Here is a 24,785-nt window from a genome sequence, read left to right as displayed (position 1 = left end):
GGCCTCAGATCTGGGGGTCCCCGGAGCGCGCCGGGCGCGGACCGGCGTCGGCGCCTGCGGCGGCGACGATGTCGTCTTCGAGCCGGCAGGCTTCCCCGATGAGCAGGGTGTAGAGCGCTTCGACGAAGTCGCCGGACAGTCCGTTACGGTGCGCGTAGTCCTGGGCGCGGCTATGCACGGCCTGCATCCGGCCGGGTTGGAGCACAGCGATGTTGTGGCGCCGTTTGATTTCGGCGATGCGAGCGCACAGCGCCAGCCGGTCGCGGACGTCGTCGAGCAGTGCGCGGTCGACTCGGTCGAGTTCGGTGCGCAGAGCGTCGAGTTCGGTTTCCGGTGTCGGTGCGGTCGTCGTTTCCGCCGCGGTATGCCTGTCGTTCACGTGCGCTCACCCCTGTGCAACCCCCGGGGTGGGGGTCGGATCGTGAAGTGTTCGACGGTGCCCGACTCGTCGGTTGGTATTCGCTCATGATTGCATGCAGGCGAACGAGGTGCCGACAATTGATGGATTTGTGCCACTCCGGCAATGCAATTGCGTCCGGGACGGAAAACCGTGCCGGCCGATACCGCATACAGAAAGGCGAATGCCGTTGCGGGAACAATTCCCGCAACGGCATTCGGAGGTGGTGCTGCCGGGCCTGTCAGGCGCCGCGGCGCTTCGCCTTGATCAGATCGAGGCGTTCCTGCAGCAGGACCTCGAGTTCTTCGACGGAGCGGCGTTCGAGCAGCATGTCCCAGTGCGTGCGCGGCGGCTTGACCTTCTTCGGCTCGGGTGCCACGCCCTCGACGAGGGTGCCTTCCAGCCCGTTCTTGCACATCCAGGTGCCGGGGATCTCGGCTTCGTCGGCGAACGGAACATCGAACTCTTCCCCGTTGTCGCAGCGATAGCGCGCGATCCGCCGCGGCGCCAGATCGTGGTCACGGTCGGTTTCGTAGCTCACCGCGCCGAGCCGGCTGCCTCGCAGTACACGATCTGCCATGGTGGTGTCCTCTCTTGTGTGCTCCACCCGCTGGTGGGTCCGCCTTGCAGGCGGGCGCCCACGCGGGATCAACGTTCACCTCATGTCAACGTCGACGGGGCCGATTCCGTTCCCGCGGCCCGCCTCGAGGCCGGATACACCACATTACCGGCCGCCTCCGCAGCGTCGGTAAAGTGTCCGGACATGACCGACCGCACCCGTCCGCCGGGCAGCTGCCTGTGGTGCGGACGACCGGTCCCGGAGATCGGGACGGGCCGGCGCCGCCGCTACTGCCGGCAATCGTGCCGGCAACGCGCGTACGAGCAACGCAACACCACCCGCGAGGCGGGGCTGCCCGAGGACGCGGTGGTACTCACCGCCGCCGAGGTGGAGTCGCTGGCGGACCGCGCCTATCTGGTGCGCTGCGCCGCCGAAGATGTGGCCACCGCGGTCACCGAGGGCGCCGACGCGACGGAATTGGGCCGGTTGTGTACCGATCTGGTGTCTCTCGCCCGGGACGCCGAGCGGATCCGCTGAGCGGACCCGCCCGGCCGGGAGTTCAGGCGAAGAACCCGCCTATCGTGAACACCACCTGGCAGAACGCACCGTTGGTGTAGTTGATCGAACCGAAGAGGCTGGCCAGCACCGGGCCGGTGCCGGTGTTGACCGTCTTCGACAGCTGCGGTACCCCGCCGGCCTTGTCGTCGAGGGTCTCGATGCCGCCGCGGAAGGTCTCCATGTTGAGCCAGACGAATTTGAGGTCGGCGGCCGCAGGAGTGACGGGGATGGTCGGTGCGACGAAGATCTTCAGCTGCCCGATCTGCACGTCCGGGTTCACGTTGGGGCCCGGTTGCACCCAGCCGGTGGTCATGGCGTACGGCACGATGCCGCCACCGCAGCCGGGTCCGAGGGTGGGGGCGGGCTGCATGAACGGCTGCGGAGTGTTGCGCGGCGGCGGCGCGAACAGCGCCGACCCCGTTCCGGCGCCCAGCATGTCGTCCACGGCCCGGAGGGCATCCGGGTCGGGTGCGGCAGCGGCGCGCAGCTGGTCGAGGGGCAGGCCCGGCGGAGCGGGCTCGGCAGCGGCCTGCGCGGGCAGGGTGACGGCCAGTGCGGTGGCGAACAGGGCGCCGAGAATACGGATGGTCCGGCGACGCGGCATCTGATGCTCCTTCGGGTCGGCGGTGAGAAGTCGTGTGGGAAGGCGGCGAGCAAGCGTGGCCGACGGGCGACGGCCCGGGGACACGGTGAGGCGGGACTGCGTGACGCGGACGTACGCGGCAGCGGGGACAATTCCTGACGCGTACGGGGGTACCAAATCCTGAGGATAAGGATTCACCCCGCCGCCCCGGGGGATTTCGCTGATATCTCCGAGCATTCGGGACATTTGCCGCACTCCGAAGATCAAGTGCATCGCCGGCACGCTTCGGAGAAACTCCGAGTAATTGTTTTCACAGGGTCGCGGAAATGCTCGGTAAAGGTTTTTTCGTTCGCATCCAAGATCGAATTCTGTATCCGATGTATTTCCGGATACCTCTTGCGGAATGCGGGCAATCCGTCGCCATCCTGGTCTAACTTGGAGGAGTGCTCCCGGTCACACCGGGAACATGAACGGGGGCCGTCTCGGCGACAGAGGTTCGACGAGCATCGGCCCCGACGCGATGTCGGGGGCGCGCCGTTTACGCCAACATCGCTCTCGGAGGGGACATGTCGTTGCGACAGCGTCGTCTGCAGCTACCACCCGATGCTTTTCCGCTCTCGTCCGCACAACGTTCGATCTGGTTCGCGCAGCAACTCGCACCCGAGGTGCCGATCTGCATCGCCCAGTACGTCGATCTGCCCGGAGAACTCGACATCGACCTGGTACGGCAGGCCGGGTACGTCGCGGGGGGCGAGTTCCAGTCCGCCTACCTCCGGGTCGTGGAGGTCGACGGCGAGCCGTATCAGTACGTCGACCCGACCTTGGCAGCGAAACCGATCGAACTGGTCGATTTCCGTGCCGACCCGAACCCGCTCGACGCGGCACACCGGTGGATGACGGCGGACTACTCCCGTCCGGTCGACCTCGCGCACGACCCGCTGGTGAACATGACGCTACTGCGGGTCGGCGATGCCCGCTATCTCTGGTACGGCCGAATCCATCACGTCGCGCTCGACGGCTACGCCGCGATGACCATGGTCAACCGCATCGCCGCGCTGTACACCGCGGCCGTCGAGGGGCGCGATCCCGAACCGTCGCGCGCCACCGACCTGCGCACCCTCTACGACTGGGACCGCGACTACCGGGCTTCCTCCCGGTACGCCTCCGACCGGGACTACTGGATGGAGCGCGTCGCCGGCCTCGAGGACGGTTCGTCGCCGGCTACCCGTACCGGCCCGCTCGCCCCGGTGTCGTTGTTGTCGAGCATCCCGTTGCCCGACGACCTGGTGGCCGCCCTGACCGCTGTCGACGAGGACGCCGGATCGTCGTCCACCGCCGCGGTGGTCGCCGCGTTCGGGTGCTACCTGGCGCGGATGACCGGCACCGACGATGTGGTGGTGAACCTGCCGGTCTCCGCCCGCACCACCGCTGCGGCCCGGCGCTCGGGCGGCATGCTCGTCAACACCGCACCCCTGCACCTGCACATCGACCCGGACGGCACCCGCACCGCGCTGGTGCGGCGCGTGCAGTTGGAACTGACGGGGGCGTTGCGCCACCAGCGGTGCAGCATCGAGGACATCCGCCGGGAATCCGGCACCACCGCCCCGCACGCCTACGCCGGTCCCACCATCAACGTGATGCTCTTCCGGCAGGAGATCGTGCTCGGCGACCTGCGCGGCGAATTCCACATCATGACGTCCGGGCCGGTCGAGGACCTGCTCGTCAACATCTACCAAAGTGGCACCCCAGCAACGACTTTCATCGATTTCCGGGGTAATCCGCACCGGTACGATGAACCGGAACTGCGTGCGCACCATCACCGGTTCGTGGGACTGCTCACGGCGTTCCTGCAGGCCGACGGCGACACTCCCGTCGACCGGATCGATCCGGAGACCGCAGCGATCGGTGCCCAGCGTGCGCGCTCCGCCGCGGCCGCCGCCTATTGGCAGGCCGTCCTCGCCGATACCCCCGACCATCTCGCCTTGCCGCGGCCCGCAGCCGCCGGCCCGGACTCCGCAGCTGCCGATACGGGGGTTGCCGAGTTCGACACCGATCTGCCCGTGGCCCCCGGCACCGCACAGATGCTCCGGGACCACGCCGACCCGGAGTCCGTGCTGTACGCCGCGACGTCGGTGGTCACCTCGGTCCTGACCGGCAGCCGGGACACCCTCGTGGGCGCCCCCACGGACACCACCGTGGTGCCGCTGCGCAGCGACGTCGACCCCACCGTGCCGTTCGAGCAGTACCTGGACCGGATCCGTGCACTCGTCCGCGACGCCGCCACCCACGCCGACGTCGACCCCGCGGTGCTCACCGGCGCGGCCGTCCCCGTGGCCGTCGGCCTCACCGACTCGTCCGCAGCACTCCCGCAGCCCGACACCACCGCGCTGACGTTGCACCTCACCGCCGGCGGCGGCGGGGTGCACGTCCACGGCCGGTACCGGCCCGAGGCAGTGGACGAGGACACCGCCCGCGGGTTCGTCACCCGCCTGGCCCGCGTCCTCGATACCGCCGTGACCGCCCCCGCAACCCCGCTCGGTGATCTTCCCGTCGTCGGCGACGACGAACTCGACGGCTTCCTGCCCGCACGTGGCCGCCCGGCGACCTCCCCGCAGACCCTGCCCGAAATCCTGACCGGCGTCGCGGCGATCGTGCCCGACTCGGTGGCGGTGGCCTGCGGAGACGACGCGCTGACCTACCGGGAACTCGACGAGTGGTCCAGCCGGCTCGCGCGAATGCTCATCGCGGCCGGTGCCGGCCCGGAGCGGTACGTCGCGCTGGGAATCGGCCGGTCCCTCGAATCCGTCGCGGCGATCTGGGCGGTCGCCAAATCCGGTGCCGCGTTCGTGCCGATCGACCCTGCCTATCCCCGCGACCGCATCGAGTACATGCTCGGCGATTCCGGTGCCGTCCTCGGGTTGACCACACGAGCGCACCGCGACGCGCTACCCGACGACGTGGACTGGCTCGTCCTCGACGACCCCGCCGTGCGCGCCCGCATCGCCGGCACCGACGCGACCGCACTCACCGACATCGACCGCCGGGCACCTCTGCGCACCGGCCATCCCGCCTACCTGATCTACACCTCCGGCTCCACCGGCCGCCCCAAAGGGGTCGTGGTTCCGCACCACGGCCTGGCAAATCTGTCGGTGACACTGCACTCGCGGCTCGCCCCCGAGCCCACCGCCCGCGTCTCGCACTTCTCGTCACCGAGCTTCGACGCCTCGATCTTCGAATACATGACCGCGTTCGCCATCGGCGCGACCCTGGTGGTGATCCCCGCCCACGTGTACGGCGGCGACGAACTGGCCCGGTTGCTGCGCGACGAGCGGATCACCCATGCCTTCTCCACGCCCGCCGCACTGGCCTCCGTCGACCCGGCCGGGATCGGCTGCCAGGCGGTCACCGTCGCGGGGGAGGCCTGCCCGCCGGAACTGGCGGCCCGGTGGGCTCCCGGCCGGCGCATGTTCAACGCCTACGGCCCCACCGAAACCACCATCGTCGTCAACATCACCGACCCGCTCGTCCCGGGCGAACCGATCACCATCGGCACGCCCGTGTGCGGCGTCGACGAGGTGATCCTCGACGCGCGGCTACGCCCGGTCCCCACCGGGGTGACCGGCGAACTCTACGTCGGCGGACCCGGCGTGACCCGCGGCTACCACCGCAAACCGGGGCTGACCGCGACCCGGTTCGTCGCCGACCCGCACGGCCCCGCCGGCAGCCGCATGTACCGCACCGGCGACATGGTGCGATGGCGGCCCACCCCCGACGGCGCCCCCACGGCCGAATACCTGGGCCGCTCCGATTTCCAGGTCAAGATCCGCGGGTTCCGCATCGAACTCGGCGAAATCGACACCGCCCTCACCGACCATCCCGACATCGCGTTCGCCGCCACCCTCGGCCGCACCGGCCCGTCCGGCGACACCGTCCTGGTGTCCTACGCGCTGCCCGAACCCGGCCGCACCGTCGACCACGACACGCTCCTCGAGCACCTGGCGCGCCGCCTGCCCGCCCACATGGTGCCGGCCGCGCTCGTCGAACTCGACGAGATCCCACTCACCGCGGTCGGCAAACTCGACCGCCGCGCCCTGCCGGAACCGGTGTTCGGAACCGCCGGCCCGGCCGGCACGGCACCGGCGACGGCCACCGAGGAGACCATCACACAGGTGTTCGCCGACCAACTCGGCGTCCCCGGCATCGGCGTCCACGACAGCTTCTTCGACCTCGGCGGCAACTCGCTGATCGCCACCCGGGTGATCTCACGGCTCAACGACGCACTCGGCGCCGACCTGGGAGTGCGGACACTGTTCGAAGCGCCCACCGCGCACACCCTGGCCGCGCAGATCAGCGAGGCCCCCACCGACCGCATCCCGCTGATCGCCGGGCCGCGGCCGGACCGGATCCCGGTATCGGCCGCGCAGCAGCGACTGTGGTTCGTCAACCAACTCGACCCCGGCTCCGCGGCCTACAACATCCCGGTGGCATTGCACCTGGCCGGCCCACTCGACACCGCGGCGCTCACCGCCGCCGTCACCGACCTGCTCGATCGGCACGAAACGCTGCGCACGGTCTTTCCCGCCACCCCCGACGGACCGATCCAGCAGGTTGTGCCCACCGGCGACCTCGGGCCGGACCTGACCGCCGTCCCGATCGACGCCGCCGACCTCGACGCCGCCGTCGCCGAATTCACCACCGCCGGTTTCGATGTCACCACCGACCTGCCGGTGCGGATCCGCCTGCTCACCACCCCCGACGACGACCATGTGCTGGCGGTGGTGGTGCACCACATCGCCGCGGACGGCGCGTCCATGGCGCCGCTGGCCCGCGACCTGGTCTCCGCCTACGCCGCCCGCATCCACGGCGCCGCCCCGGCGTGGACACCGCTGCCCGTCCAGTACGCCGACTACACCCTGTGGTTCGACCGGCTGCTCGGCGACCCCGCCGATCCACAGTCGCGGGCGGCGACGCAACTCGACTACTGGCGCGACCGGCTCGCCGGTGCCCCGGAACTGACGACCCTGCCCACCGACCGGCCCCGCCCGCCGCGGCAATCGTTCCGCGGCGACACCGTCCGCTTCGACCTCGACCCGCAGCTGTACCGCGCGGTCGACACGCTCGCCCGCACCGCCGGCGCCACCCCGTTCATGGTCGTGCATGCCGCCCTCGCGGTGCTGGTCGCGCGCCTGTCGGGCAGCGACGACATCACCATCGGCACCCCGGTCTCCGGTCGCGGGGACCCCGCCCTCGACGACCTGGTGGGCATGTTCGTCAACACCGTCGCCCTGCGCAGCACCATCGGCGGCGACCGGGCATTCAGTGACCTGCTCACCGCCATCCGCGACGACGACCTCGACGCGTTCGCGCACGCCGACCTGCCGTTCGACCGGCTCGCCGACACCCTCGCCGACACCCTCGCCGGCGCCCGCTCGGAGGCGTACTCACCACTGGTCCAGGTGATGCTCGCATTCCAGAACAACGAGACCGCGCACCTCGCCTTGCAGGACCTGACCATCGACATCGCCGAAATCGACACCGCCACCACCAAATACGATCTGCATCTGCTCCTGAGCGATGTACCCGGCGACAACGGCACCCCCGCTACCCTCGCCGGGGCCCTGTCGTACGCGACCGATCTGTTCGACCGTGACACCGCCGTCGCCTTCGGCGACAGCTTCGTGCGGTTGCTCGCCGCGCTCGTCGCCACGCCCGCGACCCCCGTCGGCGACGTCGATCTGCTCACCCCCACCGACCGCACCCGAATCCTGCACGACTGGAACGCCACCACCGCGCCGCGCACCGACGCGACACTCGGCGAACTGTTCGCCGCGCAAGTCGCCGCGACCCCGCACGCCCCGGCTGTCACGGCGGGCGGCCACACCCTCGACTACGCCGACTTCGACACGGCCGCCAACCGCCTCGCCCATGTACTCCTCGACGGCGGTGCCGGACCCGAACAGGTGGTCGCGCTCGCCGTACCCCGCTCGCTCGACCTGCTCGTCGGCATGTACGCCATCGTCAAGACCGGTGCCGCCTACCTGCCGCTCGACCCCGACCATCCGCCCGAGCGGCTGCGCTACGTCCTCGACACCGCGCACCCGGTGACGGTGCTGACCCGCGGCCGCGACCACCTCACCCTCCCGCCCGGCACCCCCGTCCTGGACCTGGACACCCTCGACACCACGACCGCACCCGCGACCGCACCCACGGTCGAGCACCGGCCCGACCCGACCGGCGACACCCTCGCCTACGTGCTGTTCACCTCCGGCTCGACCGGCCGGCCCAAAGGTGTCGCCGTCGCGCACGACGCCATCGTCAACCGGCTGCGCTGGATGCAGCACACGTACCCGCTGACCGCCGCCGACACCGTCGTCCAGAAAACCCCCGCCACGTTCGACGTGTCGGTATGGGAGTTCTTCTGGCCGCTGCAGGTCGGGGCGCATCTCGTCCTCGCCGACCCCGGTGGCCACCGCGACCCCGCCTACCTGCTGCAACTGATCGACGAACGGCAGGTCACCGTCGCACACTTCGTCCCGTCGATGCTCGAGGTGTTCGTCGACGCCGTCACCGCCGGACGCGGCCGGTCGCTGCGCCTGCTGTTCGCCTCCGGGGAAGCCCTGCCCGCCACCACCGCCGCCGCCACCCGCGCGGCGCTGCCCGGCGCCGCGCTGCACAACCTGTACGGGCCGACCGAAGCCGCCGTGGACGTCACCGCGTGGCCCACCGGCCCCGCCGACACCGGCGCGGTACCCATCGGCACCCCGGTGTGGAACACCCGCACCTACGTGCTCGACGCGCGCCTGCATCCCGTCCCGCCGGGTGCGGCCGGGGAACTGTATCTCGCCGGCATCCAGCTCGCCCGCGGTTACCTCGACCGTCCCGCCCCCACCGCGGAACGGTTCGTCCCCGACCCGCACGGACCCGCCGGCAGCCGCATGTACCGCACCGGCGACCTCGCCACCTGGCGCCGCGACGGTGCCCTGATGTACCTGGGCCGCACCGACTTCCAGGTCAAGGTGCGCGGTCTGCGCATCGAACTCGGTGAAGTCGAGCAGGTGCTGCGCAGCCACCCCGATGTCGCGCAGGCCGTCGTGGTCGTCTACCGGCGCGAAGACGACCAACTCGCCGGATACGTCGTGCCGCGACCCGACCGCGCCGTCGACACCGCGGCCCTGACCGCATTCGCCGCCGACCGCCTGCCGGGCTACATGGTGCCCGCCGCGCTGACGGTGCTCGATCGGCTCCCCGTCGGCCCCAACGGCAAACTCGACCGCCGCGCGCTGCCCGAACCGGCACGCACCGGAGCCACCGCTCCGTACCGGCCGCCGCGCACCCCGCACGAAGAACTCGTCGCCGCGGCGTTCGCGGACCTGCTCGGCAGCCCGACCGTCGGCGCGGACGACAACTTCCTCGACCTGGGCGGCACCTCGCTGCTCGCGATGCGCCTGGCCGCCCGGCTCGCCGCGACCTTCGACACGGACGTCGGGATCCGGGACCTGTTCGACCATCCCACCGTCGCCGACCTCGCCGCGCACCTGAGCGCCCCCGACCGCGCCGCCGCCACCCGGCCCGCGCCGGTCGCCGGCCCCCGGCCCGACCCGATCCCGCTCTCCCCGGCGCAGCAGCGCATCTGGTTCATCAACCAGTTCGACACCAGCTCACCGGCCTACAACATCGCCGTCGCCCTCCGGTTGTCCGGGGACCTCGACCTCACCGCGCTGCGGCACGCCGTGAGTGACGTCGTCGCCCGGCACGAATCCCTGCGCACCCGCTACCCGTTCACCGACGCCGGTCCCGTGCAGGTGGTGGTGCCCGCCGCCGCGGCCCCACCCGAGTTCGCGGTGGTGCCGCTCGACGGCACCCCCGACGCGGCGGACCCCGCCGCGCAGATCGCCCGGATCGTAGGCACCGGTTTCGACGTGGCCACCGAAATCCCCACCCGCATCCGGGTGCTGGCCGTCTCCGAGACAGAACACATCCTGGCGCTGGTGGTGCACCACGTCACCGCCGACGGGTTCTCCATGGGCCCCCTGGCCCGCGACATCATGACCGCCTACACCGCCCGCCGCGCGGGGCAGCCACCGCAGTGGGCCCCGCTGCCCGTGCACTACGCCGACTACACCCTGTGGCAGCACCGCATCCTCGGCGACGAGGACGACCCCACCTCGGTCGCCGCCCGGCAACTCCAGTTCTGGAACACCACCCTCGACGACACCCCGGAACTACTCGAACTGCCGCTCGACCGGCCACGCCCCGTGCAGCAGAGCCTGCGCGGCGCGCAGGTGCCGTTCACCGTCGACGCCGCGACCCACCGGCGGCTGGTGGCGGTGGCCCGCAGCCACGACGCCTCGGTGTTCATGGTCGTGCACGCCGCCCTCACGGTGCTGCTCGCGCGGCTCGCCGCCACCACCGACATCGTCGTCGGCACCCCCGTCGCCGGACGCGGCCACCGCAACCTCGACGACCTCGTCGGGATGTTCGTCAACACCGTCGTGCTGCGCAGCCACGTCGACGAGACCGACACGTTCGCCGACCTGCTCGATCATCTCCGGGACGCCGACCTCGCCGCCTTCGGGCACGCGGACGTCCCGTTCGAGCGCCTCGTCGAAGTCCTCGACCCACCCCGGTCGACGGCGTATTCACCGCTGTTCCAAGTGCTGCTCGAGTTCCAGGACACCGAACGGCCCGACGTCCACCTGCCGGGGCTGACCGCCTCGGTGCTGGACCTGCAGCCGGGACTGTCGCACTTCGATCTGCAGTTGTCGATCGCCGAAACCGCCGACGAGAACGGACCCGCCGGGATCCGCGCCGCGTTCACCTACGCCACCGACCTGTTCGACGAGACCACCGTGGCGTCGTTCGCCGACCGGTTCGTGCGGATCGTCGAGACGATCGGCACCACCCCCACCGTCCCGGTCGGCGACATCGACATCGTCACCGGACGTGAACTCGCCGCGCTGGCACCCGCCCGCGGCCTGCCGCCGGTCTCCCCCCAGTCGTGGCCGGAACTGCTGTCGTCGATCGCGGCCATCGTGCCGGACGCGGTGGCCCTGTCGTTCCGCGGCCGCGAGGTGACCTACGCCGAACTCGACCACTGGTCCACCCGCGTGGCCCGGCTGCTCATCGCCTCCGGCATCGGACCGGAATCGGTAGTGGCCCTCGGGTTGTCGCGTTCGATCGAGTCGGCGGCGGTGGTGTGGGCGGTGACGAAGACCGGTGCGGCGTTCGTCCCCGTCGACCCCGCCTACCCGCCCGACCGCATCGCCTACATGCTCGCGGACTGTTCCGCCGCCGTCGGCGTGACCACCACCGACCACGCCGCCGCGCTGCCCGACACAGTGCCGTGGCTGATCCTCGACGATCCAGGGGTGCGGCGCCGCATCGAGGACACCTCCGAGGCGCCCGTCACCGACCTCGACCGCACCGCGCCGCTGCATCTCGACCACCCCGCGTATCTGATCTACACCTCCGGATCGACGGGTCGCCCCAAGGGCGTGGTGGTCACCCACCGCGGCATGGCCAACCTGCACGCCGAGGTGCGCAGCCACTTCACGCTGACCCACACCGCCCGCGTCTCGCACCTGGCGTCCCCGAGCTTCGACGCCTCGATCTTCGAGTTCACCAAGGCGTTCTGCGCCGGCGCCACCTTGGTGATCGTGCCGCCCGACGTGTACGGCGGCGACGAACTGGCCCGGTTGCTGCGCGAGGAACGGGTCACCCACGCCTTCCTCACGCCCACCGCCCTCGCCTCACTCGACCCCGCGGGCCTGGACACCTTGCAGGTGCTCGTCGTCGCGGGGGAGGCGTGCCCCCCGGATCTCGTGACCCGGTGGGCGCCGGGCCGGCAGATGTTCAACGGCTACGGCCCGTCCGAAGCGACCATCGAAACCAGCGTCAGCGCGCCCCTGCAACCCGGGCACACCGTCACCGTCGGCGGCCCCGCCATCGGCTTCCACCAGGTGGTGCTCGACGACCGGTTGCGCCCCGTCCCGACCGGTGTGGCCGGCGAACTGTACATCGCGGGTGCCGGCGTCGCGCGCGGCTACCATCGCCGCCCCGACCTGACCGCCGCCCGGTTCGTCGCCGACCCGTACGGCGCACCGGGGGAGCGAATGTACCGCACCGGCGACATCGTGCGGTGGCGCTCCGACGGCACCGTCGAATATCTCGGCCGCTCCGACTTCCAGGTCAAGGTACGCGGGTTCCGCATCGAACTCGGCGAGATCGACGCGGCACTGACCGCCCACCCCGAGGTGGTGTTCGCGCACACCCTCGGGCACACCGCACCGAGCGGCGACACCGTGCTGGTGTCCTATGTGCTGCCCGAACCGGCCACCGACCCGGACCCGCACACCCTGCGCACCCACCTCGCCGCGTCCCTCCCGGCACACATGGTGCCGGCCACCGTCGTGGTGCTCGACGAGATTCCGCTGACCCCGGTCGGGAAACTCGACCGGCGCGCGCTGCCTGTCCCCGACCTCGCCGCCACCGGCGGCGACTACCGGGCGCCCACCTCCGACCTCGAACGGGTCCTCGCCGGCATCGTCGCCGAGGTCCTCGGCCACCCCCGCATCTCGATCGACGACAACTTCTTCGATCTCGGCGGCAACTCGTTGATCGCGACGCGTGTCGTCGCCCGCATCAACACCGCGCTCGGTACCGACGCCGGGGTGCGGGCGCTGTTCGAGGCACCCACGGTGCGGGCGCTGGCGGTGCGTGTCCTCGATGATCACGGTGGCCACGGGCGGGTGCCGCTCACCGCCGGGCCGCGCCCGGAGCGTCTCCCGCTGTCCCCGGCGCAGCAACGGATGTGGTTCGTCAACCAGTTCGACACCGACTCCGCCGCGTACAACATTCCGCTCGCGATCCGGTTGACCGGCCGCCTGGATCTGCCCGCCCTGATCGCCGCCGTGGGCGACGTCCTGGACCGGCACGAGATCCTGCGCACCTGGTATCCGGAAGACGAGCACGGCCCACAGCAGGTGGTCACCGACACCGGCCGGGTCCTCGCCGACCCCACCCCGGTGCCGATCACCGCCGCCGATCTGCCCGGCGCGCTGCTCGAGTTCGTTTCCGCCGGCTTCGATGTCGCCTCGGCCGTGCCGGTGCGGGTGCGACTGCTGCGCGTGCTCCCCGACGGCCCGGACGCCGCCTCAGACGCCGAGCACCCCGGCACCGAGCACCCCGGCACCGAGCACCCCGACGTGCACGTACTCGCCGTGGTGGTGCACCACATCGCCGCGGACGGGGCGTCGATGGCGCCGCTGGCCCGTGACCTGATGGGCGCCTATCTGGACCGGACCCGCGGCTCGGCGCCGTCCGCCGCGCCGCTGACCGTGCAGTACGCCGACTATGCGCTCTGGCAGCAGGCACTGCTCGGCGACCCCACAGACCCCGATTCCCTGGCCGCCGCCCAACTCCACTACTGGCGCGAGACGTTCGCCGACCTCCCCGAACTGCTGCCCCTGCCCACCGACCGGTCCCGCCCGGCGCACCGCACCTACCGCGGCGACATCGTGCGGTTCACCCTCGACGCCGACCTGCACCGCCGGATCTCCGCCCTCGCTGCCGCGCACGGCGCCACCGTGTTCATGACCGTGCACGCCGCGCTCGCGGTGTTCCTGGCCCGGTTGTCGGGCACCGACGACATCGCCGTCGGCACCCCCGTCGCCGGCCGCGGACACCGCGCCCTCGACGACCTCGTCGGCATGTTCGTCGACACCGTGGTGCTGCGCACCCCCATCTCCGGGGGACTGTCGTTCGCCGACCACCTCGACCGCACCCGGGAGATCGACCTGTCCGCGTTCGGGCACACCGAACTGCCCTTCGAAAAACTCGTCGACGCGCTCGCTCCCACCCGCGCCACCGACCATTCCCCACTGTTCCAGGTGGTCCTCGAGTTCCAGAACAACGAGCGGGCCCACCTCGACCTGCCCGAACTGACCGTCGACGCACTCGACACCGACCTGCCCGTCGCCAAATTCGACCTGCAACTGTCCCTGCAGGAAGAGCCGGACGTGTCGGGGATGTCCGGCGGATTCACCTACGCCACCGATCTGTTCGACGCCGACACCGTCGCCGACTTCGCCGACCGGTTCGTGCGGCTGCTCGACGCGGTCACCACCGACCCGCAACGACCCGTCGGTGATGTGGACCTGCTCGTCCCGGGCGAACACCCGCACCGCGCCGACGCACCTCGCGTCCCCGGCACCGACACCCTCATGGACCTGTTCCGCCGCGGCGCCGACCGCGACCCCGACGCCGTCGCCGTCACCGCCGCGGACGGCGACCTCACCTACCGGGACCTCGACGAGCGGGTGCACCGGCTGGCGCGGCTGCTGCTCGGCCACGGCGCCGGGCCGGGCACCCTCGTCGCCGTCGCGCTGCCCCGCACCTCCGATCTCGTCGTCGCGCTCCTCGCGGTGCTCGACACCGGGGCCGGCTACCTGCCCGTCGACGTCACCTACCCGGCCGAGCGACTCGCCCACTTCTACCGCGACGCGCAACCGGTGTGCACCGTCACCACGGGTGATCACGCCGCGTCACTGCCGGACACGGCCGCACCGGCGATCTACCTCGACACCCCGGAGGTGTACGCGGAGCTCGCGGCGCTGCCCGGTACCGCCCTGACCGACGCCGACCGGCACGGTCCGCTGCACCCCGAATCCACCGCTTACGTCATCTACACCTCCGGCTCGACCGGCCGGCCCAAAGGCGTTGTCGTGCCGCACCGCACCGTCGTCACCCTGCTGAACGACACGCGGGAGATGTTCGGGTTCGATCACCGCGACGTGTGGACGATGTTCCATTCCTACGCCTTCGATTTCTCGGTCTGGGAACTGTGGGGGGCACTGGCCCACGGCGGCCGGCTCGTCGTCGTCGACTACCACACCGCCCGCGCCCCCCAGGACTTCCTGGAGTTGCTGCGCCGCGAGCAGGTCACCGTCCTCAACCAGACCCCCACGGCGTTCTATCAGCTCATCGAAGCCGACCGCGCCGCCGGCGGTGCGCCCCTGCCGCTGCGCCGGGTGATCTTCGGTGGCGAGGCCCTCGACCTGGCGCAGCTCGAGCGGTGGTACCGCCGGTACGACGACACCGCCCCGACGCTGGTGAACATGTACGGCATCACCGAAACCACCGTGCACGTCACCGCGCTGCCCCTGGACCGGCACCGCGCTGCCACCGCCACCGCCAGCCTCATCGGCGATCCGCTGCCCGCACTGCGGTTGCCTCTGCTCGACGCGCGGCTGCACCCGGTACCGCCCGGCGTGGCGGGAGAGCTGTACGTGTCGGGGGAGCAGTTGAGCCACGGCTACCTCGGGCGTCCCGACCTGACGGCAGCCCGGTTCGTCGCCGACCCGTACGGCCCGCCCGGGGCGCGGCTGTACCGCACCGGCGACCGTGCCCGCCGCACCCGCGACGGTGACCTCGAGTACTTGGGGCGCAGCGACTTCCAGGTGCAACTGCGCGGGTTCCGCATCGAACTCGGCGAAATCGAAACGGTGCTGCTGCGCTGCCCCGGCGTCGCCCGCGCCATCGCCGTCGTGCACACCGACGACCGGTCCGGCACCGACCGGATCGTCGGCTACGTCGTCCCCGAAACCGGCACCGACCTGGACGTGACCGCCACCCTCGACCGCGCCGCGACCGATCTGGCCGCCTACATGCTGCCCGCGACCCTCGTCGTCCTCGACTCGCTGCCGGTCACCGCGACCGGGAAACTCGACCAGCGGGCGCTGCCCGCGCCCGACTTCGCGGACCGCACCAGTTCCGGCCGCGCACCCACCGCCGGCGTCGAACGGACCCTCGTCGATCTGTTCGCGCAGGTCCTCGGGCTCGACACCGTCGGGGTGGACGATTCGTTCTTCGCCCTCGGCGGCGACTCGATCATGTCCATCCAACTGGTGTCGCGCGCCAAGGCCCTCGGCCTCGACCTCACGCCGCGCGCCGTGTTCGAGCACAAGAGCCCCGCCGGTCTCGCCGCGGTCGCCGGCACCACCGACGCCCCCGCGGTGCTCCCCGAACTGCCCGGCGGGGGAGTCGGCGCGCTGCCGCTGCCCCCGATCGTGCACTGGATGCTCGAGCGCGGCGGCCACTTCGACCGGTACTCCCAGGCGGTGCTGTTGCGCCTGCCGACCGGGCTCGACGACGCCACACTCACCGCGGTCGTCGACGCCGTGCTCGACCGGCACGACATGCTGCGGGCCCGTCTGGTCCCCGACCCGGCCTCACCCGCCGGATACGGCCTGCACGTCGACCCACCCGGCGCTGTCACCGCCGGCACCGTCGTCCACCGGGTCCCCGTGACCAGCGCCGCCGACACCGACGACTTCTTCGCCCTCGCCGCCACCGAACTCGACGCCGCCGCAGACCGTCTCGACCCGACCGCCGGGCACGTGGTGCAGATCGTGTGGTTCGACGCCACCAGCGGCGCCGGACGGCTGCTGATCGTCGTCCACCACCTCGCCGTCGACGGCGTGTCGTGGCGCATCCTCGTACCCGACCTCGCCGCCGCCTGGGGTGTCGCCGCCCACGACGACCCCGCAGGGCCGCTGCTGCCACCCCCGGCCGGGACCTCGGTACGACGCTGGGCGCACGCCCTCGTCGACGCCGCCCACGATCCGCAGCGCCGCGCCGAAATCGACTACTGGCGCGACATGCTCACCGGTGACGATCCGCCGCTCGGCCGCCGGCCGTTCGACCCGGCCCGCGACACCAACGACACCGTCACCACCGTGGTCGCGGACCTGCCCACCGCCGTCACCGACGCGATGCTCACCACCGTGCCCGCCGCCTTCCACGGCAGCGTCGACCATGCCCTGCTCACCGCCGTCGCTCTCGCCGTGACCGGATGGCGACGCGACCGCGGTGAGGACGCCACCAGCGTGCTGCTCAACCTGGAAGGGCACGGCCGCGATACCGCCGCCGCCCCGGGCGCCGACCTGTCGGGCACCGTCGGCTGGTTCACCACCATCCATCCGCTGTGTCTGGATCTGTCCGGCATCGACCTCGACGACGCACTGGCCGCCGGTCCCGCCGCCGGCCGCGCCGTCAAGACCGTCAAGGAACACCTCGCGGCCGTCCCCGACCACGGCATCGGCTACGGGCTGTCGCGCTATCTCGACGCCGACACCGGCCACGACCTCGCCGCCCACCCCGCACCCCAGATCAGCTTCAACTACCTCGGACGTCCCACCGCCGGCACCGGCGGCGCCACCGACATCCCGTGGCTGCCCGTGGCCGGGTTCCCGCACGGCGGCACCCACGACCCCGACATGCCGGCCGCCGCCGTCGTCGACATCAACGCCGTGACCGTCGACACCCCCGACGGACCGGTCCTGCGTGCGCACTGGTCCGCCCCCGCCGGCCTGCTCGACACCGCCGACCTCACCGACCTGAGCGACCGGTTCACCGCCGCGGCCACCGCGCTGACCCGGCACACCCGCAGCCCGCACACCGGGGGACTGACCCCGTCCGACCTGCCGCTGGTGCGGCTGCCACAGGGCACTATCGAAGACCTCGAACAGCGCTACGGTCCCCTCGACACGGTGTGGCCCACCGCGCCGCTGCACACCGGCCTGCTGTTCCACGCGCTGCTCGCCGGGGACGACCCCGACGCCTACATCGTCCAACTCGTCCTCGACCTGCACGGCCCCCTCGACCCCGCCCGGTGGCGGCGCGCCCTCGAGATACTCCTCGACCGGCACCCCAACCTGCGGGCCGCGTTCAGCACCGGCCCCGACGGCCACCTGCAGGTGATCCCCACCCACGTCGACGTCCCGTTCACCGTCGTCGACACCACCGACGACCCCGACCCCGACCCCGACGCCGCCGCGCAGGAACTGCTCGACACCGACCGGCACACCCGCTTCGACACCACGCACCCGCCGCTGCTGCGCGCCACCGTCATCCGCACCCACCCCGACCGGCACCTGGTCGCCCTGACCAACCACCACCTGCTGCTCGACGGCTGGTCCACCCCCGTCCTGATCCGCGAACTGCTGGTGCTCTACGCCACCGACGGCAACCCCGCCGTCCTGGACCGTCCGCACAGCTACGGCACCTACCTGCAGTGGCTCGCCGAGCGCGACCCGGCCGCATCGATCGACGCCTACCGGCACGCCCTCGACGGTCTCGACGAACCGACCCTGCTCGCCCCGCAGCACCGGTCCGCCCACGGCGCCGGCATCTCCGAAGACCTCGACATCGACCTCGACCCGACGCTGTCCGCACGCCTCGACGAGATCGCCGTGGCACGCGGCGTCACCGTCAACACCCTCGTCCAGACCGCGTGGGGGCTCGTCCTCGGAGCGCTCACCGGCCGCACCGACGTGGTGTTCGGCGCCACCGTCTCCGGCCGTCCACCCCAGGTCCCCGGCATCGAATCGATGGTGGGCCTGTTCATCAACACCGTGCCGGTCCGGGTCGCGGTCCGCCCCGGCGACACCATCGGCGGCCTCGTCGACCGGGTCCGGTCCGAACAGACCGCGCTGCTCGACCATCACCACATCGACCTGAGCACCCTCGACCGGCACGTCGGTGCCGCCGCCCGCTTCGACACCCTCACCGTGTTCGAGTCGTACCCGGTCGAACGCGCCGGCCTCGACCGCGACACCGACATCGGCGGCATCCGGGTCGCCGACATCACCGGCCACGACGCCGCGCACTACCCGCTCAGCGTCGTGGTCCACACCGACGACGCGGTACACCTGCGGATGAAGTACCTCCCGGAGGTGTTCGACCGCGCCGAGATCACCACCATCGCCGACCGCATCGCCCACACCCTCGACGCCCTCGCCGGCGACCCGACCGCACCCGCCACCGGCATCGACGTGCTCACCACCACCGAACGGCGCACCCTCACCCCGGTCCACGGACCGGTCGGCGGCAGCGTCGCCACCCTTCCCGACCTGCTCACCGCCACCGCCGCCGCGCATCCCGACACCGTCGCGGTGCTCGACCCCACCCCCGGCGGCACCGATCGCACCGTCACCTACCGCGACCTCGACGAGCGCTCCACCCGGCTGGCCCGGGTCCTGCTCGACGAGGGCATCGGGCCGGAAAACTTCGTCGCGCTCGGCATCGCCCGCTCCGTCGAATCCCTCGTCGCGCTGTGGGCGATCACCAAGACCGGCGCGGCGTTCGTCCCGGTCGATCCCCGCTACCCGGCCGAGCGGATCGCGTTCATGCTCGACGACTGCGGTGCCGCCGTGGGCCTGACGACGACCGCGCACGTCGCGGACCTGCCCGGCACGGTCCGCTGGCTGGTGCTCGACGACCCCGCGCTGATCGGACCGCTCGCCGCCACCGATCCGGCGCCGATCACCGACCGGGACCGGACCGTGCCGCTGCGCCTCGACCACGCCGCCTACGTGATCTACACCTCCGGCTCGACCGGCCGCCCCAAAGGGGTGCTCACCACCCACCGCAGTCTCGACAACTTCGCGCGCGAGCAGCAGGACCGGTTCCGCGCCGGACCCGGCGCCCGTGTGCTGCACTTCTCGTCCCCGAGTTTCGACGCGTCGATCTTCGAATACCTGCTCGCGTTCGGGTCCGGTGCCACCCTCGTCGTGATCCCTCCGCACGTGTACGGCGGCGCCGAACTCGGACGCCTGCTGCGCGAGACCGGCGTGACCCACGGGTTCCTCACCCCGGCCGCGCTGGCGTCCCTCGACCCGGCCGACCTGACCGCCTTCGTCGACCTCGCCGTCGGCGGTGAAGCGTGGCCCCCCGAACTGCGCGACACCTGGGCGCCGCACCGCCGCCTCGTCAACGGGTACGGCCCCACCGAGACGACGGTCATGGCCGCGATCAGCGACCCGCTCGGCCCCCACGACCCGCTCACTCTCGGCGGCCCGCTGCGCGGAGTGCACGCCGTGGTGCTCGATCCCGCGCTGCGCCCGGTCCCGCACGGTGTCGCGGGGGAGTTGTACCTGGCCGGATTCGGACTCGCCCGCGGCTACCACGCCCGGCCGGCGCTGACCGCCTCCCGGTTCGTCGCCGACCCGTACGGCACGCCGGGGGAGCGCATGTACCGCACCGGAGACATCGTCCGGTGGACCGGCGATCCGGACGACGGGCTCGCGCTCGAATACCTCGGCCGCGCCGACTTCCAGGTCAAGATCCGCGGATTCCGCGTCGAACTCGGCGAGATCGACGCTGCCCTGACCGCCCATCCCGCGGTGTCGTTCGCGGTGACCGTCGCACACACCGCACCGAGCGGCGACACCGTGCTCGTCGGGCACGTCCACCCCGCCGCCGGCAGCACCATCGACCCCGACGACATCAAAGCCCATCTGGCACAGCTCCTTCCGGAACATATGGTGCCGACGGCCGTCACCGTCCTCGACACGATCCCGCTCACCCCGGTCGGCAAACTCGACCGTCGTGCCCTGCCCGTCCCGGACCTGAGCGCCGTCGGCGCCTACGAGCCACCCCACGGCGACCTCGAAACCGCCATCGCCGCCGAGATCGCCGACGTTCTCGGCCTCGAGCGCATCTCCGTCACCGACAACTTCTTCGACATCGGCGGCAACTCCCTGATCGCGACCCGCGCCGTCGCCCGCCTCGGCGACCGGCTCGGCCGCGACATCGCCGTCCGCACCCTGTTCGAAGCCCCCACCGTGCGGATGCTCGCCACCCGACTCGACACCGACACCACCCCCGGCCGCGACACCGCCGGCCCGACTCCGCGGCCCCGCCCCGACCACATCCCGCTGTCCCCGGCGCAGCAACGCCTGTGGTTCCTCAACCAGTTCGACCCCGGCAGCGCCTCCTACAACATTCCCCTCGCCATCCGGCTCAGCGGCCACCTGTCCCCGGCGGCGCTCGGCGCCGCGCTGCACGATGTCATCGCGCGGCACGAGAGCTTGCGCACCGTCTACCCGGCCTCCGCCGCCGGGCCGCGGCAACGCATCCTCGACGCCGAGGACGTTCCCCTGACCGTCGACGTGGTGCCGGCCGACGCCGACACCGTGTACAGCGCCGTCGCCGACTTCCTCTCCACCGGATTCGACGTCACCGTCGACATCCCGTTCCGGGCACGGGTGTTCGCCCTCGACCGCGACGAACACCTCGCCGTGCTCGTGGTGCACCACATCGCCGCCGACGGCGCCTCCACCGTCCCGCTCGCCCGCGACCTGCTCGGCGCCTACCAGGCCCGCAGCCGCAACGAAGGCCCCACATGGACACCGCTGCCCGTCCAGTACCCCGACTACACGCTGTGGCAACTCGACCGGCTCGGCGACCCCACCGACCCGCAGTCCCTCGCCGCCGCGCAGGCCGAGTACTGGCGCACCACCCTCGCCGGCCTGCCCGACGTGCTGACCCTGCCCATCGACCGGCCGCGGCCGGCCCAGCAGTCGTTCCGCGGCGACGTCGTGCGGTTCCCGATCGATCCCGCGCTGCACACACGGCTCACCCGGCTGGCCTCCGCGCACGGCACCACCTTGTTCATGACCGTGCACACCGCCCTCGCCGTGCTGCTGGCCCGCCTGTCCGGCAGCGACGACATCGCCATCGGGTCTCCGATCGCCGGGCGCGGGCACCGCGCACTCGACGACCTGATCGGCATGTTCGTCAACACCGTCGTGCTGCGCACCCGGATCCCCGGCGCCGCACCGTTCACCGCCCTTCTCGACACGGTCACCCACGACGACCTCGACGCGTTCGCCCACACCGACCTGCCGTTCGAACGGGTCGTCGAGGCGGTGGAACCGGGCCGCTCGACCGCGCATTCCCCGCTGTTCCAGGTCTCGCTCGAATTCCACAACACCGAACGGCCCGCGCTCGAACTGCCGCACCTGACCGTCGAGGGTGTCCAACTCGACCCGCAGTCGTGCAACTTCGACCTCGAACTGCTCATCGGGGAATCCGCCGACCCGGCCGGCGGCATGGACGCCGCATTCGTCTACGCCACCGACCTGTTCGATCAGGACACCGTCACCCGATTCGCGGACCGGTTCATCCGGCTCCTCGACGCCGTCACCACCGATCCCGACGTCCCCGTCGGCGACCTGGACCTGCTCACCGACTCCGAACGGGCGGCACTGGTGCCCGCCACCGGTCCGGCGGGCGGACCGGCACGGTTGTGGCCGGACCTGCTCGACGACGCCGTCGCGGCGAACCCCGCCGGCACCGCGCTCGTCGACGGCGACACCGCGTTGAGCTACCGGGATCTCGAGGCCCGTTCCGCCGCGCTGGCCCGGGTGCTGCTCGACCGGGGAGCCGCCCCGGACACCGTGGTCGCGCTCGCCTTGCCGCGCTCGTCAGAGGAGATCACCGCGGTGTGGGCCACCACCCGCACCGGCGCCGCGTTCGTCCCCGTCGACCCGACGTACCCGGCGGACCGCATCGCCTACATGCTCGACGACAGCGCCGCCACACTCGGTGTCACCGTCGCCGCCCACCTCGAGCACCTGCCCCGCACGGTGCAGTGGCTCGTCCTCGACCACGACGAGATCCGCGACGACCTGGCGCACCGCAGCACCGGCCCGGTCACCGACGCGGACCGCGCCGCACCCCTGCGCCCCGACCATCCCGCCTACCTCATCTACACCTCCGGGTCGACAGGCCGGCCCAAGGGAGTGACCGTCACCCACCGCGGTCTCGGTAACCTCGCCGCCGACGAACGGCACCATCTGCGGGTCGAACCGGACAGCCGCGTCTCGCACCTGGCCTCACCGAGTTTCGACGCGTCGATCTTCGAACAGATGATGGCGCTGTGCGCCGGCGCCACCCTCGTGCTCGTGCCACCCGAGGTGTACGGCGGGGAAGACCTCGCCGCCGTGCTGCGGCACCACCGCGTCTCGCACGCGTTCGTCACACCCACCACGCTGGCGTCCCTCGACCCCGCCCAGGTCCCGGACCTGCAGGTACTGCTCGTCGCGGGGGAGGCGTGCCCACCGGAACTGGTGACGCGCTGGGCCGACGGACATCGCATGATCGACGCGTACGGCCCCACCGAAGCGACGATCATGACGTCGCTCGGGGAGCCGCTGAACGCCGGCGACCACGTCACCATCGGCCGTCCCACCCGCGGCGCCACCGCCGCCGTCCTCGACGCCCGGCTCGGGCCCGTTCCCGTGGGCGTGGCCGGGGAACTCTACGTCGCCGGCGCAGGACTGGCCCGCGGCTACCACCACCGCCCCGGTCTGACCGCCACCCGGTTCGTCGCCGACCCGTACAGCGACCGTCCCGGTGCCCGCATGTACCGCACCGGCGACATCGTGCGCTGGACCGGCGACCACCGGCTCGACTACGTGGGACGTTCCGACTTCCAGATCAAGGTGCGCGGGTTCCGCATCGAACCGGGGGAGATCGACACCGTCCTGACCGCCCGCGACGACATCGACTTCGCCCACACCCTCGGCTACACCGCACCGTCCGGCGAAACCGTGCTGGTCAGCTATGTGCGGGCCACCACCGTCCCCGCACCGGACCCGGCCGCACTCCGGGACTTCGCCGCCGCCCGCCTCCCGGCGCACATGGTGCCCACCACCGTGATCCCGCTCGACGAGATCCCCCTCACGCCCGCCGGCAAACTCGATCGGGGTGCGCTCCCGGTCCCCGAGTTCGCCGGCATCTCCGGTGCACACCGCGCCCCGGCCGACGACCTGGAACGCACCATCGCGGACGTCTTCGCCGAACACCTCGGGCTCGATACGGTCTCGGTCGACGACAGCTTCTTCGCCCTCGGCGGCAGTTCATTGCTCGCGACCCGGCTGGTACCGGACCTGTCCCGCCGCCTCGACCGGCGGATCCCGCTACAGGTGCTGTTCACCCATCCCACCGTCGCCGGCCTCGCCGCCCATCTGCGCGCGCCGGGGGAGCAGGACACCGTCGACGACGCGCTGCGGATCCTGGTCCCGCTCCGCACCGGCACCGGACCGGCGCTGTTCTGCGTCCACCCGGCCGCGGGCCTGGCCTGGGCGTACACCGGGCTGACCGAACGGCTCGGCGGGCGCGGCGTCTACGGCCTGCAACTGCCGGCGCTGAGCACCGGGGAGATCGTCGAATCGATCCCGGCGCTGGCCCGCCGCTACGCCGACGAGATCCGCCGCGCGCAGCCGGACGGTCCCTACCACCTGCTGGGCTGGTCCCTCGGCGGGGTCGTCGCGCACGCCGTCGCCGTCGAACTGCAACGCGGCGGAGCCCCCGTCGACACCCTCGCGCTGATCGACAGCCATCTCGGTGTCCCCGGCGGTTCGGCGCCGGTCGCGGTCAAGGACATGCTCCGCGATCTCGGGGTCGTCACCAACGGCGGGCCGGACCCCAGCTACGACGATGCGCTGGACCTGCTCGAGGACAGTCTCGGCGGTCCTACCGGACTGACACCGCGCCATCTCGAACGCTTGCACCTCGGGTCGGCCGCGGCCACCCGCGCTGTGCGGCGTCATTCCCCGGACACCTTCCTCGGCGACGCGCTGTTCTTCACCGCCCTGCGGTCGTCGACCTCCGTGCCGGCCGTCACCGCGTGGCACGACCTCGTCGACGGGACGCTGCACCAATACCGTCTCGACGTCGAACACCACGAGATGGTGGCACCGCCGGCGGTGGACACCATCGCCGCGGTGCTCTGCGCCCGACTCGAGGAGAGCGACGCGCACCTGCGGCGAGGGCGGCGGTACCCGAGCATCGGTACCGGATCGCGGCGGTGAGCCGCGCCTCGGCACACCCGGGCCGGCTTT

Annotated in this window: 5 protein-coding genes; 2 read left to right on the top strand and 3 right to left on the bottom strand. The window is 71.7% G+C overall.

What is annotated here, in order from left to right:
- Positions 1 to 4 precede the first annotated feature (4 nt).
- Positions 5 to 379 (bottom strand): chorismate mutase, encoded by a 375-nt coding sequence (locus tag ACFWU2_RS08735; RefSeq protein WP_378604019.1) that lies wholly within the window; start codon positions 377 to 379, stop codon positions 5 to 7.
- Between the two features lie 259 nt (positions 380 to 638).
- Positions 639 to 977, bottom strand: coding sequence for an RNA polymerase-binding protein RbpA (locus ACFWU2_RS08730; RefSeq protein ID WP_378604016.1), 339 nt, complete (start codon positions 975 to 977; stop codon positions 639 to 641).
- 183 nt (positions 978 to 1,160) lie between these two features.
- On the opposite strand from ACFWU2_RS08730, the gene ACFWU2_RS08725 reads away from it, so the two are divergent.
- Entirely contained in the window at positions 1,161 to 1,493 is a 333-nt protein-coding gene (locus tag ACFWU2_RS08725; protein ID WP_378604013.1) for a hypothetical protein, read from the top strand.
- A gap of 22 nt (positions 1,494 to 1,515) precedes the next feature.
- Here ACFWU2_RS08725 and ACFWU2_RS08720 read toward each other — a convergent pair whose 3' ends face one another.
- Positions 1,516 to 2,118, bottom strand: coding sequence for a hypothetical protein (locus ACFWU2_RS08720; protein WP_378604010.1), 603 nt, complete (start codon positions 2,116 to 2,118; stop codon positions 1,516 to 1,518).
- Between the two features lie 545 nt (positions 2,119 to 2,663).
- Between ACFWU2_RS08720 and ACFWU2_RS08715 the strand changes: the two genes are divergently transcribed.
- Positions 2,664 to 24,755 carry a non-ribosomal peptide synthase/polyketide synthase gene (locus ACFWU2_RS08715; protein ID WP_378604007.1) on the top strand — a complete coding sequence of 7,364 codons (22,092 nt, stop codon included), beginning with the start codon at positions 2,664 to 2,666 and terminating at the stop codon, positions 24,753 to 24,755.
- Positions 24,756 to 24,785: the final 30 nt, after the last annotated feature.

The organism is Rhodococcus sp. NPDC058639 (assembly GCF_042717545.1).
GTDB lineage: Bacteria > Actinomycetota > Actinomycetes > Mycobacteriales > Mycobacteriaceae > Rhodococcus.
Note: the sequence above shows the minus strand (reverse complement) of the source record. Positions and strands in the feature narration are given on the sequence as shown.

Coding starts and splice junctions, on each gene's coding strand:
- ACFWU2_RS08725 (WP_378604013.1), top strand. CDS start 1,161: ATGACCGACCGCACCCGTCCGCCGGGCAGCTGCCTGTGGTGCGGACGA.
- ACFWU2_RS08720 (WP_378604010.1), bottom strand. CDS start 2,118: ATGCCGCGTCGCCGGACCATCCGTATTCTCGGCGCCCTGTTCGCCACC.
- ACFWU2_RS08715 (WP_378604007.1), top strand. CDS start 2,664: ATGTCGTTGCGACAGCGTCGTCTGCAGCTACCACCCGATGCTTTTCCG.
- ACFWU2_RS08730 (WP_378604016.1), bottom strand. CDS start 977: ATGGCAGATCGTGTACTGCGAGGCAGCCGGCTCGGCGCGGTGAGCTAC.